Annotated in this window: 15 protein-coding genes; 2 read left to right on the top strand and 13 right to left on the bottom strand. The window is 37.6% G+C overall.

Annotated features, from left to right (window positions below):
- Window positions 1-464: 464 nt before the first annotated feature.
- On the bottom strand, window positions 465-827 hold the full coding sequence (gene ssb / locus ACFX4W_RS17670) for a single-stranded DNA-binding protein (protein ID WP_016765913.1): 363 nt from the start codon (window positions 825-827) through the stop codon (window positions 465-467).
- 96 nt (window positions 828-923) lie between these two features.
- Here ssb and ACFX4W_RS17675 point away from each other — a divergent pair, with 96 nt between their 5' ends.
- Window positions 924-1,361 carry a YwpF-like family protein gene (locus ACFX4W_RS17675; RefSeq protein ID WP_014457773.1) on the top strand — a complete coding sequence of 146 codons (438 nt, stop codon included), beginning with the start codon at window positions 924-926 and terminating at the stop codon, window positions 1,359-1,361.
- 523 nt (window positions 1,362-1,884) lie between these two features.
- Window positions 1,885-2,307 carry a helix-turn-helix domain-containing protein gene (locus ACFX4W_RS17680; protein WP_034648293.1) on the top strand — a complete coding sequence of 141 codons (423 nt, stop codon included), beginning with the start codon at window positions 1,885-1,887 and terminating at the stop codon, window positions 2,305-2,307.
- A gap of 28 nt (window positions 2,308-2,335) precedes the next feature.
- Here ACFX4W_RS17680 and fabZ read toward each other — a convergent pair whose 3' ends face one another.
- The 12 genes from fabZ to atpD all read right to left on the bottom strand — a co-directional run bounded on the left by fabZ (window position 2,336) and on the right by atpD (window position 13,143).
- Complete coding sequence (fabZ, locus tag ACFX4W_RS17685; RefSeq protein WP_013059788.1) at window positions 2,336-2,770, bottom strand: 3-hydroxyacyl-ACP dehydratase FabZ; 435 nt, start codon at window positions 2,768-2,770, stop codon at window positions 2,336-2,338.
- Between the two features lie 83 nt (window positions 2,771-2,853).
- Window positions 2,854-3,675, bottom strand: a complete 822-nt coding sequence (locus ACFX4W_RS17690) for a flagellar hook-basal body protein (protein ID WP_043977466.1) — start codon at window positions 3,673-3,675, stop codon at window positions 2,854-2,856.
- A 23-nt stretch (window positions 3,676-3,698) separates the two neighbouring features.
- Window positions 3,699-4,523, bottom strand: a complete 825-nt coding sequence (locus ACFX4W_RS17695; protein WP_162215097.1) for a flagellar hook-basal body protein — start codon at window positions 4,521-4,523, stop codon at window positions 3,699-3,701.
- Window positions 4,524-4,637: 114 nt separating this feature from the next.
- A complete protein-coding gene (gene mreB / locus ACFX4W_RS17700) occupies window positions 4,638-5,639 on the bottom strand; it encodes a rod shape-determining protein (RefSeq protein WP_013085455.1) in 1,002 nt (333 codons plus the stop codon).
- Between the two features lie 186 nt (window positions 5,640-5,825).
- Window positions 5,826-6,089 (bottom strand): sporulation transcriptional regulator SpoIIID, encoded by a 264-nt coding sequence (spoIIID, locus tag ACFX4W_RS17705; RefSeq protein WP_013059792.1) that lies wholly within the window; start codon window positions 6,087-6,089, stop codon window positions 5,826-5,828.
- 275 nt (window positions 6,090-6,364) lie between these two features.
- The gene (spoIIQ, locus tag ACFX4W_RS17710; protein ID WP_016765919.1) at window positions 6,365-7,195 is read right to left on the bottom strand and encodes a stage II sporulation protein SpoIIQ; all 831 of its coding nucleotides are present in this window, start codon (window positions 7,193-7,195) and stop codon (window positions 6,365-6,367) included.
- Window positions 7,196-7,357: 162 nt separating this feature from the next.
- On the bottom strand, window positions 7,358-8,380 hold the full coding sequence (gene spoIID, locus ACFX4W_RS17715) for a stage II sporulation protein D (RefSeq protein WP_013059794.1): 1,023 nt from the start codon (window positions 8,378-8,380) through the stop codon (window positions 7,358-7,360).
- Window positions 8,381-8,542: 162 nt separating this feature from the next.
- Entirely contained in the window at window positions 8,543-9,847 is a 1,305-nt protein-coding gene (gene murA, locus ACFX4W_RS17720) for a UDP-N-acetylglucosamine 1-carboxyvinyltransferase (RefSeq protein ID WP_013085458.1), read from the bottom strand.
- A gap of 31 nt (window positions 9,848-9,878) precedes the next feature.
- Entirely contained in the window at window positions 9,879-10,619 is a 741-nt protein-coding gene (locus tag ACFX4W_RS17725) for a YwmB family TATA-box binding protein (protein WP_013059796.1), read from the bottom strand.
- Between the two features lie 160 nt (window positions 10,620-10,779).
- Window positions 10,780-11,016 carry a DUF1146 family protein gene (locus ACFX4W_RS17730; protein ID WP_013059797.1) on the bottom strand — a complete coding sequence of 79 codons (237 nt, stop codon included), beginning with the start codon at window positions 11,014-11,016 and terminating at the stop codon, window positions 10,780-10,782.
- A gap of 274 nt (window positions 11,017-11,290) precedes the next feature.
- Window positions 11,291-11,695 (bottom strand): F0F1 ATP synthase subunit epsilon, encoded by a 405-nt coding sequence (locus tag ACFX4W_RS17735; RefSeq protein ID WP_013085460.1) that lies wholly within the window; start codon window positions 11,693-11,695, stop codon window positions 11,291-11,293.
- Between the two features lie 26 nt (window positions 11,696-11,721).
- Window positions 11,722-13,143 carry a F0F1 ATP synthase subunit beta gene (gene atpD, locus ACFX4W_RS17740; protein WP_013059799.1) on the bottom strand — a complete coding sequence of 474 codons (1,422 nt, stop codon included), beginning with the start codon at window positions 13,141-13,143 and terminating at the stop codon, window positions 11,722-11,724.
- Window positions 13,144-13,159 lie beyond the last annotated feature (16 nt).

A 13,159-nucleotide genomic window follows, 5' to 3' on the forward strand; every position in this document is an offset into this window, starting at 1 on the left:
AAACTCGTTCGGATTTTTTCATTGGTAGGGTCGACGTAGGTTTCATATATGTAGGTGCTTCTAGCTGTTGAGCGGAGGGCAAAGCGAAGACTCCTGGGAGAAAAGCAGAATAGATGAAACCGCGCGCAAGTGACGAGGAGGCTCATCAGCCGTCCGCGGAAAGCGAAGCCTTGCACGGAAATCAACAGTGGTGTAACAAATGATCCATACTAGCTCATCCCATTTGTTTGTCTTTAGATTGCATTAATTCAGTTATGTCTCAATCTCTTATATACAGAAAAAAACCGTTAAATGATTTAACGGCTGAAATAGAGGAATAGTTCGGGGATAGTGAATACTTTAATTTTCTCTCTTGAGAACATAGAAAGAGCCTTGCTCTTAAAAAGGATCTATCTTCTATTATGATAGATAAGAGGAATTAAAACCTTAGCTGAACTAATCACCCCCTTTCATACTAGATAACTTTATTCTTCTTGTTGATTTGAATCAAATGAAGAAAAACCGGATGGCTTTCCACTTAAAAACTTAACAGCATCAGCCACAACGTCAGTCATATATACTCGTTGCTGAAGATTATTTTCAAATGTGCGCGTTTGTACACGCCCTACTACACCTACAACCGCTCCTTTATCACAGTAAGCAGCCGTATTTTCTGCATTTTTTCTCCACAGAGTAATGTTGACAAAATCAGCATCATATTCACCTTCAACATTTCGAAACGTTCGATTAATTGCTAAAGTAATAGTAGATACTGCAATCCCTTCATGGGTATATCTAAGCTCAGGTTTTTTTGTCAGTCTTCCTACAAGAACAATATGGTTAATCATAGTCTACCACTCCAACTGATTGAATAATGGGAATCTTTAAGCTCATTCATGTTATAATATGGATAACCTACTATTTACGTAAAGGAGGAAACATCAATGAAAACATTTAAACTTGTGTCATTTCAATTGGTTGATGATCAAGAAAAGCGTCAGTCTGTCTCACTCACTAATGGCCTTATTATTAATAAAGAAGACGGCGAAAATAACTGGATTTTAGAAGCAGTTATCGATAAGAAATGGTACGATGAATTTCATGTTTTGTTGAAAGATAAACAAAAAATGACGGTAGAAGCTAAAATTACGAAAGAAACAAATGATCCGGCTACCTTTATAGCTACCGTGGCTTCCATTACTTCAATTGGTGAAAATCGTATTAGTTTGTTGATGAAAGGTGTTTTAAAAGAACGGAGACTTCATTATGCTGAAATGCTCTTAGAGGATTTAATTAACCAAGGGTTATCAGGTCAAGATTTACTTCAACAGTTCAAACTGCAGCTTCGAAACAGACCGATAAAAAGTACATCTAAAAAATAAGTCAAGTCATCTCAAGGTGTCTGGATTTAAAAGAGAGGATTATTGTTTGCGGTCTTTTTCGTTGGTGCATGAGAAGGGTAAAGAAAAGAGAACTGACTGGAGAGGTACCTTTCTTTTTTTCCTAAAAATAAATGAGCACAATTAGAACGTTTGAAGCGATTATCTCTTATGCGAGCGCCTTGCCTTTTCAAATAAAAATTTGTCATTTTTTCACTCCTTTTTCTTTGTAATTCGTATATTAATGCATTTTTCCCCGTTATTCAACCATTTTTTTCAATATACCGAACAAAAAATAGGATTTTTTTACTATAAAAACCTTTATTTTTGTTCTTTTTTTTATATCCAGGCAGAAAAATGAATCTTTTTAGAGAAAAAAAAGAAATAAAAACAGGTTTTATTCCCTTTATTGCAGAAGTTAAAGTGTATATGTTTCATATTGTGCGAATTTAGCATATTACAAAGAATATGAACTACATTCGAACAATAAGACATATATTTATCTTTACGAAATCAGGTGATGCATATGAAGGATTTTGGAGAAAGAATTAAGCAGTTCAGACTAAAAGGAGGATTTTCACAAGAAGAATTAGCAAATCAGTTGAATGTTTCTCGTACAACTATTTCAAAATGGGAATGTTCAAAACAAACGCCTTCCATTTTTGATTTTTTATCTCTATGTAATTGTTTTCAAATTACGCTGGACCAACTTATTGAGCCTTCCTCTTATAAACAAGATCATTTACATGACTTCCAACTTCTTTACTTAACAAGAAAATGTGAATCGGATTCACACGACGAGACCATTTTAACCCTCATAGATAAACAGCCCTTATTGAAACACGTGCTCTTACAATTTTCATCTCTGTCACCAACACTTCAAAAAGAGTTGCTAACGGATATTATACCTTTATTAAAGAAACTTTTTTCTGCTTTGCAGCGCCAATAAAAAAAGCTGCATCAGCAGCTCTTATGTACTATTCTTTTTTATCGCCTAAAGCAAACATAATATCTGTTTCGCAGACTAACTCTCCATCTACAGTTGCGATACCTTTTCCTTTGCCAATAGATCCACGCGCACGTACAATTTCAACCTCTAAACGCAGTTGATCACCAGGTCTTACTTGCTTTTTAAAGCGGCAGTTGTCAATGCCTGCAAAAAATGCTAAACGTCCTTGATTTTCTTCTTTTTTTAGCATAGCTACTGCTCCTACCTGAGCCAAAGCTTCTACAATTAAAACCCCTGGCATCACAGGATAGTCAGGGAAATGCCCGTTAAAAAATTCTTCATTGGCAGATACGTTTTTTAAACCAACTGCTTTTTTTCCCTCTTCCACTTCTAAAATACGATCGACCAATAAAAATGGATATCGGTGTGGAATAATTTCTTTAATTTGTTCAATATCAAGCATAAATAAGTCTCCTTTCAAACCGCATGTAACATACGATACTATTATCAATATACAGAATGCTCAATTGAGAAGCAACTACTTGCTTAAGCTCTGATTCCATTAACTAAGCCCATCATTTGATCTGCAATTGAAATAGAGCGGGAATTAAATTGATACGCACGTTGAGCAATGGACATATCAGTAAGTTCTTTACTCAAATCTACATTTGACTGTTCCAATTTCCCTTGCTCTACGCCTGCTGTTTCTCGAGCTTTTCCAGTCAAATCTGTAAACATATTCGGTTGGTTCATCCCTGCTGGAAAGGCAAATAGATTTTCTCCTTTAGCTTCGAGCACCTGAGGCTTTTGGACATTTGTTAATCCAAGTGTAAACTGGTCAACACCCTTATTCATAGTAACCGTTATCGTTCCACTTCCATCAATTTGTATATCTTTGAACGCGTTACTGAAAATAATAGCTTGACCATTTTCTCCCAGCACATCCTGACCAGAACCGTTTACTAATTTAACATTGTTCGGGCCTTCAGGGCTAAGATGAAAAGAACCATCTCTCGTATATTGTACAGGCTGTTGGGAATCGTTTACGGCAACTTGAAAATAAACGTTTGGATTTGATGCAGCTACATCTAATAGTTTATCTGTATTCTGAAAAGCACCTTGCGTCATATTCAAGCTCGTTTGATCTAAATAAGCGCCTGTGCCTTGCCAAATTCCAGCTGGCGTAAGCCGCTTTTCTGTTCCCTTATCTTCTTGATTGTTTACTTGTTGATACAGCATATCATTAAATGAAGCATCTCTCGCTTTATATCCTGTCGTATTTGTATTAGATAGATTATGACCAATGACATCAAGCTGCTGCTGCAGCTGTCCCATCGTATTGGCCGCTGTTATCATTGTGCGGTTCATCCTTCTCATCTCCCCTGTTGCTTTTAGCGCACACGCCCAATTTCATTTGCCGCTTTATCCATGCTTCTATCGTAAGCTTGCATTATTTTTTGATTTGCCTCAAAAGCTCTGTAAGCCGTTAGTAAATCAGTCATACTTTGAGCAGCATCTACATTGGAACGTTCAACAAATCCTTGCTTTAACTGATAAGAAATGCCTGGATTATTTCTTGCTGAAGGCAAAGGCTGATTGTTCAGCGTTTCATACAATCCATTCCCTGCCTTTTTAATCGTTTGTAAGTCACTAGCATAAGCAATATCGATTTGTGCGACCTGCTGATTATTTTCCGTTACGTTACCTTGTGAATCAACTGTAAAGTTTTCACTTTTTAGTTGAATTGGTTGATTATTTGTATTTAATACATAAGCTCCGGTAGACGTAGTTAAAAACCCTTCCTGACCTAATGTAAAATTACTGTTTCTTGTATATTGAGGCGTATTATCAGGGCTTTGTACCACAAAAAATAGTCCGCCCTCTTTTGTAGGCATATTTTGCTCCATCAATGCAATATCAGTTGATTGAGACGTTTGCTGAAGATCACCTTGTGTAAAATTTGGAACTGTTTCTTGCATATACACGCCCGTATTAATCGTACCTATTTCTTTTTTGTTCTGAACAGAGATGCTACGGTCAGTAGGTAAATCTTCAGATTCCATTCGCTGCAGCAACATATCAGGAAATGCCTTTAACGTACCTTGATCTGCTTTAAATCCTGGCGTATTAGCATTTGCTATGTTATTCGTTAATAAGTCAGTTTGACGCTGTTGAGACAGCATACCCGCCGCTGCCGTGTAAAACCCTTTAAACATACTTCATCCTCCTTACAAGTAAACGTTGCTCGTTATAGCCAGCTCACAGAGTATAATAGATAAAAGAAGAGACTCCTCTGTATGAAACGAGCCAATAGAGGAGTCTTCATTTATTTAAACAATATTGCGACGAGATAGTTTATCAATATTATCGAGCATAATACCTGTTCCAACAGCTACACAACCCATTGGATTTTCTGCAATTAGCACAGGCACCTTTAATTCTTCCGCTAACAGCTGATCCATACCGTGAAGCAATGCTCCACCGCCAGTTAAAATAACGCCTCTGTCTATAATATCGGCAGAAAGTTCAGGAGGTGTACGCTCTAATACACTTTTCGAAGCTTGTACAATGACGCTGACAGACTCTCTAAGTGCCTCCTCTACTTCTTCAGAATAAACAGTAATCGTACGAGGTAGGCCTGAAACCATATCTCGCCCTCGAATGTCCAGCTCTTCATTACGAGCTTTAGGAAACACCGTACCAATTTTCACTTTAATTTCTTCTGCTGTACGCTCTCCGATTAAGAGCTTATATTTTTGCTTAATGTACTGCAAAATTTCGGCATCAAAACGATCACCAGCCATCTTAATAGAAGCTGCTGTTACGATATCGCCCATTGAAAGGACGGCCACATCGGTTGTACCTCCACCAATATCTACGACCATATTTCCGCTCGGCTGAAAGATATCCATTCCAGCGCCAATTGCCGCGACTTTTGGTTCTTCTTCCAAATAAATGGTTTTTCCACCGCTCTTTTCAGCAGCTTCGCGAATGGCTTTTTGTTCAACAGAGGTAATATTTGTTGGACAACAAATTAAAATGCGAGGCTTGGATAAAAAACCTTTTACATTTAATTTGTTAATAAAGTGTTTGAGCATAGACTCTGTAATTTCGAAGTCAGCGATAACACCATCTTTTAAGGGACGAATGGCAATAATATTACTGGGCGTTCTTCCTACCATACGTCTCGCTTCTTCCCCTACTGCTAGCACTCTATTTGTATTTTTATCAATCGCCACAACAGACGGTTCATTTAACACAATTCCTTTGCCTTTAACGTGAATTAAGACGTTAGCTGTACCTAAATCGATACCAATGTCTTTTGCTAACATACCTTAAATCCTCCTTCTATTTACATATCTTTGCATGATAACCATTCTTTTTTCCTAATTTACTATTTTATCACAATTTGTATATGTATGTTGTTATTAGCAAAAATATTTATTATATACCTATTTTATCCAAAAAATAAAATGCCCTATACTACCTCTATAAAAAAGGCAATATTGGGCATTTTTTCATTTTACAGTTTCTTCTTCCTTTTTGTACTTTAATTTTGTTGCTTCTCCTCCACGCAAATGCCGAATAGATTTATGATAATCAAGAATTTCTTTTACTTCATTTGCTAACTCAGGATTTATTTCTGGTAGACGCTCTGTTAAATCTTTATGGACAGTACTTTTCGAAACGCCAAATTCTTTCGCAATTACACGAACTGTTTTCTTTGTTTCTACAATATACTTTCCAATCTTGATAGTTCTCTCTTTGATGTAATCGTGCACACTACTCGCCCTCCCCAAATTGGATATGAGAAGTATCCAAGGGAATGTATATATTATCCCTTTTCTAACATTCTCTTTATAGGTTTGTAACAGTTTATTAGCTTGTGTGCAGATATATGCTAGAAAAGTCAGTAAGGACAAGTGATTTCTTATATTTTTTTGAAAATTTAGTGTTTTTTATTTACTTTTTTAACATAATGCATCTCATTTTAGAAAAATTCATAAAAAAAGAAGCTCGATTTTATCCAGCTTCTTTTCGTATTTATGGTCTTGCCTTATGCATTTGGTTTAGACGTATCTGTTGAAGGGTGTTTTGAATCTTTATCTTCTTTAGTCTTTTCATCAGATGATTTTTCGCTATCCTTTGATTCTTCAGAAGAAGAGTCGTCTTTTGGTTCTGTTACTTCAGCTGCTTTGACTTCTTTGATAGAACTAACAGATTTTCCAAAATAACTGCTTGGATTAATTGCTACACCATCTTTACGAACTTCAAAATGTACATGTGTTTTTGCTTCTTGATTATATAAGCTTTTTCCAGCTTTTGCGATCGTTTGGCCTTGTTTAACAATATCTCCTACTTCTACATCAGCTTTCTCAAGAGATTGATACTGTGTGACTAAACCATCTTTGTGATCAATTTCTACTACATAACCTAGTAAAGGATCTTTTGTTGCTTTTGTTACTGTACCGCTAGCTGCTGCTACAACATCAAATGATTTATCTCCCTTAACAGCTAAGTCAACACCTGTGTTTGGATGATACGTATTGTTGTAGAAAACTAGTGCTTCTTCTTGCTGTTTTTCAGATGCTTGATCGTCGTAGAAAGGCTTTTTCACGATAGCTGATGCTTCACTAGCAACTGGCATTTTTAAATTTTCAAGCGAAGCATTTACCTCTACAGCGTCGTCTCGATAAGCCGTACCGTCTTGGCTATAGCCGCTTTTGTCTTCTTTGCTAATATCGTTTCCATTAGCTTGAAACCAAAGGACTGCTGTAAGAATAATTGCTGCACTCGCTAAATAGATAGCCGGGAACACCCAACGCTTTCTAACTAATTTTTGAACTTTCGATTTTGGAGAAGTACGTTTCTTTTCTTCCTCTCTCATATATCATCACCTCAGCAATCAGTCTGAACACAATTGAATGAATATATACACAGCGATAAAAAATTTTTTTCGATTATTTTTCAACAGATGAATCTAAAATATACATTTTATTTAAAAAAAGTGAAAAACATAAAAAAAGACCCTGCTATAAGGGTCTTTGAATTAGCGTTTAGCTGTCAATTGTGCAACAAACTGATCGTTAGGGGTAATCGCAACACCTGTATAATAATGAGTAACAATATCTTTATAGGTTTTTCCTTCTAGTGCCATACCATTTGCTCCGTACTGACTCATCCCAATACCATGTCCATATCCTTTTGTGTTGATGATAATTTCATTACCTTTTTTTGTCCAATGAAAGTCGGCTGACGATAAACCCAGTTTTTCCCGAACATCTTTTCCCGACAGTTCTTTACCGTTTATCTTTACGTAATCTACGCGCTGCCCCGGCGTTCTAGAGACGATTTCACCTACTGATCCACTGTTTGTTAATTTCACTCCAAGCCTCTGTTCAAAGCTAGCAACAGACATTACTTTCTGATTTGTAAATTCAGGGGACTTTTTATCCCATGGACTAGCTACACTTTTTAGATAAGGAATGGAATTCTTCCAATACGCTTCTGAGTTTTCAGTGTAACCATTGCTGGTAGAAAAGAACGTAGCATTAATTGGCTTATTTTTATACGTAAGAATTTGACCTTGGGTGTCCTTCACTGCTTCTTGAATTTTTTTGATTTTCCAATCATAGTCTTTGTTCCATCTGCTTCTTAGCTCATCTTTATTTAAATATACTTGGTACTCTACGGTATCAGTCACATCCGCTCCTTGGGGAAGATGACTATTTCCATTCATCATAGTTTGCACAATATAGGTTCTGGCTGCCAAACTTTGAGCCTTAAGTGCTTCAAGCTCAAAAGTAGCAGGCATTTCAGCTGCTACTACCCCTACAAGATAGTCTTCGAGCGGCAGTTTTTCTACTTTTTTCGTTTCCGTACGATAAACACTGACGTCAAGAGGAGACGCTGTCACTTTTTGTAGTTTTTCGGTTTTTGGGGTCTGTTTGACATTTTCATGTAGCTTTCCATCTGTCTTTTCAGTAAAAGGAACAACGAGAAGTGTTGGGATGAGTAACACAACGAAAAAAAAGATGACTCCTAGTACGACGATTGGCTTTGCTTGTTTCATGAACGCCTAGCCTCCATATCTATTATTTTGACAAGGAACACCTATATCCCTATATCCCATATGTATGGAGGTGGACAACCTTTTATGACAGCAAACCGGCCATAAGGGTCGTCCAACGACAAAAAAAGCATCTCGCTATGAGATGCTTTTTTTATGACATATTTACTTGACGTCTGAAGCCTGTTGAGTTTGTTCTACTTGCTTTGTTTCGTCATTTACACGTTCAATATCAGCACCCAAAGCGGCTAATTTATTGTGGAAATTTACATAACCACGATCAAGGTGTTTTAATTCCGTTACACGCGTATAGCCGTCTGCTACAAGTCCTGCTAATGTTAACGCTGCTGCTGCACGAAGATCTGTTGCTGCTACTTCAGCGCCTTGTAGTTGAGTAGGTCCGTTAATAATAACAGAGCGTCCTTCAATTTTAATATCAGCGTTCATGCGGCGAAACTCTTCTACGTGCATAAAGCGGTTTTCAAAAACTGTTTCTGTAATCATACTTGTGCCTTCTGCTGCTAATAATAATGCCATCATTTGAGATTGCATATCTGTAGGGAACCCTGGATGAGGCATTGTTTTAATATCTACTGATTTTAGCTTTTCAGGTCCTACAACACGTAAGCCGTCGCCTTCTTCAGTAATTTCAACACCCATTTCTTCCATTTTAGCAACAAGTGAACTGATGTGCTCTGCTACTGCACCGCGTACAAGTACGTTTCCACCTGTAATAGCTGCTGCTACCATGAATGTTCCAGCTTCGATACGATCTGGAATAATTGCATGTTCTGCACCATATAATTTATTAACACCTTCAATACGGATCGTACCAGTTCCTGCACCGCGAACTTTAGCGCCCATTGCGTTTAAGAAGTTTGCTAAATCGACAATCTCAGGTTCTTTTGCTACGTTTTCCATAATTGTAGTGCCTTCCGCTAATGCTGCTGCCATCATAATATTTTCTGTGGCGCCTACACTTGGGAAGTCTAAATAAATTTTAGCACCTTTTAGTCTTCCTTCAACTTTTGCATCAATAAAACCATTTCCTACTTGAACTTTAGCACCCATTGCTTCAAAGCCTTTAAGATGCTGATCAATCGGTCTTGATCCAATTGCACATCCGCCAGGTAAAGCTACACGAGCCTCACCTGTACGCGCCAATAAAGGACCCATTACAAGTACTGAAGCGCGCATTTTTCTTACATATTCAAAAGGTGCATCTGTTTTTAACTCTCTTGATGCATCTACAACTACACGATTTGTTTCAAAATCTACTTCTGCATTCAGATGTCTTAAAACTTCGCCAATCGTAAATACATCGGAGAGAGCTGGTACATCATTTAGAATTGTTTTTCCTTCACTAGCTAATAAGGTTGCAGTGATAATAGGTAAAACGGCGTTTTTTGCTCCTTCAACTTTAACTGTACCGCTTAATCTATTTCCACCGCGGACGATGATTTTTTCCAAGGTATTCCCCTCCGCGTCCATTTTCTCTATATTAATATTCAGACGTAATGATAGGTGTGCCAACAACTATGGTTGTTTGACCGCCCATTCTTGTCTTGCGTAATGCAATTTGTAAGTTCATTTCCTGCTTTTTCGTTTGAAGAGCTTCTTTCCACAGTCCAGTATATGCTGAAACAGAGGTAAATGACTCTTCCACTAGAGATTCCACTGGTTTAGCATTGAAAGCTCGTAATAGGTCTTGAATTTCAACAGACAAAACACTTTCCATCTTATCATTGATTTCCCCAGTTGCACAAGAGAAAATTATGGGTTCTGATAGGAAAATTTTTTCATAATTTGTCTGAAATACATTTTGAAAATGGGTCATATTTTTTTCTTTCAAACCTTGTCCCGTTACATGATACGATATGTACGCATTGCTGTGTTCATCGATCGCATAAGTTAACAGAATGACTTCGTTCACATCTTCACTTTTGCGTGTACCTATTGCTTTCCATAGGTCTCTTTCCCTCTTCACTTCCCATTTAAAACCTCTAAAATTACTTTTAATACTTTTAGCTTGCGAATAAAAGGTTTTTTGGTCAGTAACAGCTTTTACTTCTTCTCTTGCATACAACGATACTTCAGTTAACGAAACATGCTGCTTATTTAAGGTGTGAACAATCTTCTCAATAGTAGTTTCATTGTTTTGGGCATTGCTCACATAACTTCCATGATATACGAATAAGCCAGTAATGAAAATAGCCAAAAAGACACTAATTTTTTTAAACATTTCGCCACTCCCTCTCCGTACTCATCAGTCTTTCCAGAAGGCGATGATACATACATGAAAAGGGTCGTCATATTTAGACATAGCGACATACATTAGCGTATAAATTCGTATATCTTCAATGAATGAACGCCTATTTTATCATAGACTCATAGCTTGCCAATCATTGAAAAAATGAGGGAATGCGCTGTGACCAAAATAAATAATCCAAAAAGAAATTACTTACTGTTGATGAAATCGTAATGGTCAATAAAATAAGCATTAATTTTGCTTGAAACACATGATTAGGTTTCATCAGCTTTTCAATTTGAAAGCCTTGCAAAGCATACCAAGTAATCACAATAAAAATCAAATGTGAAATCATGGTTAGTAACGTTTGCTGTTCAATTCCTCCAAACAATAAAAGCACTCCTTTTAAACACCATATGAAAAGAAGAGACGATCATCGTCTCTTCTTTTCATATTAAAGCACACTTATGCAAATTCGTAAACGGTAACATGAAAAACATTTATTTTATTCCCTATTTTAAGATCCTTTTCCACTATTGAGCAAAATAAAGAAGATAGATGCGCTTAGTTAAATGGAATATATAATCATAGATCAATCCTATTTGCTCTTCCCTTTTTGTATAATAGAGCAAAAAAGCCCTCTCATTCGTTTGAGAGGGCTTTTTTTAGAACTTACGTTGACTAATATCTAAACGATTGACTGCCCGTTTTAAGGCAATTTCAGCACGCTTAACATCAACGTCATCTTGTTTGCTATCAAGGCGCATTTCAGCGCGCTTTTTCGCTTCTTCTGCACGAGCTATGTCAATCTCTTCAGCTGTTTCAGCAGCCTGTGCAAGAATTGTTACTTTGTCAGGTCTTACTTCAAGAAATCCTCCGCTAACAGCCACAAGTTCTGTACTGCTTGCTTTCTTCAAGCGGACGGCTCCAATTTGTAAAGGAGCAACCATCGGAATATGGCCATGTAAAATACCAAGCTCACCACTCTGTGCTCGGGTACTTACCATTTCCACTTCTGATTCGTAAACTGGGCCATCAGGAGTCACTACACTGACATGGATTGTCTTCATTTAAAAAACCTCCTATGTCCCTTAAATTAAACTTCTACTCCCATACGTTTCGCATTTTCAATAACTTCTTCAATGCGACCAACTAAACGGAACGCATCTTCAGGTAAATGATCGTATTTACCTTCCAAGATCTCTTTAAATCCTTTAACAGTTTCTTTTACAGGAACATAAGAACCTTTTTGACCTGTAAATTGTTCTGCTACGTGGAAGTTTTGAGACAAGAAGAATTGAACGCGACGAGCACGTTGTACAACAAGTTTATCTTCATCAGATAACTCATCCATACCTAGGATTGCAATGATATCTTGTAACTCTTTATAACGCTGTAACGTTTGTTGAACTTGACGCGCAATTGCATAGTGCTCTTCTCCAACAATTTCAGGAGATAAAGCGCGAGATGTAGATGCTAATGGATCTACCGCAGGGTAAATACCCATCTCTGATAATTTACGCTCTAAGTTTGTTGTTGCATCTAAGTGAGCAAATGTTGTCGCTGGAGCTGGATCCGTATAGTCATCGGCTGGTACGTAAATCGCTTGAATCGATGTTACAGAACCTACGCTTGTTGACGTGATACGCTCTTGAAGCTGACCCATTTCTGTCGCTAATGTTGGCTGATAACCTACTGCTGATGGCATACGGCCAAGTAATGCTGATACTTCTGAACCCGCTTGTGTGAAACGGAAGATATTATCAATAAAGAATAATACGTCTTGACCTTGTTCGTCACGGAAGTATTCTGCCATTGTTAATCCTGTTAATGCAACACGTTGACGTGCACCAGGTGGCTCATTCATTTGGCCAAATACCATAGCCGTCTTCTTAATAACACCAGAATCTGTCATTTCATGGTATAAGTCATTACCTTCACGCGTACGCTCACCTACACCAGCGAATACTGAAATACCGCCGTGCTCTTGAGCAATGTTATTGATTAATTCTTGAATCAATACTGTTTTACCTACACCGGCACCACCGAATAGACCGATTTTTCCACCTTTAATGTAAGGAGCTAATAAGTCTACTACTTTAATACCTGTTTCAAGAATTTCAGCTTGTGTAGATAGATTTTCGAACTTTGGTGCTTGACGGTGGATTGGATCACGACGTGCACCTGCATCGATTGGGGCGTCTAAGTCGATTTTTTCACCTAATACGTTAAATACACGACCTAACGTAACGTCACCAACTGGTACTGAGATTGCTGCACCTGTATCTTCTACTTCTAATCCACGAACTAAGCCGTCAGTGGATGACATTGCTACTGTACGAACTGTGTTATCACCTAAGTGAATCGCAACTTCTAATGTTAATTCGATTGCAACTTCACTTGCACTGCTCGGTTTATGTGAAATTTTAAGGGCGTTATAAATTGCCGGAAGGTGTCCGTTGTCAAACTTTACGTCTACAACTGGACCCATGATTTGAGTAACGCGTCCTTTTGTCATCGTGTTCCCTCCTAAC

Source organism: Priestia sp. YIM B13489 (assembly GCF_042787645.1).
In the GTDB taxonomy this organism is placed as follows: domain Bacteria; phylum Bacillota; class Bacilli; order Bacillales; family Bacillaceae_H; genus Priestia; species Priestia megaterium.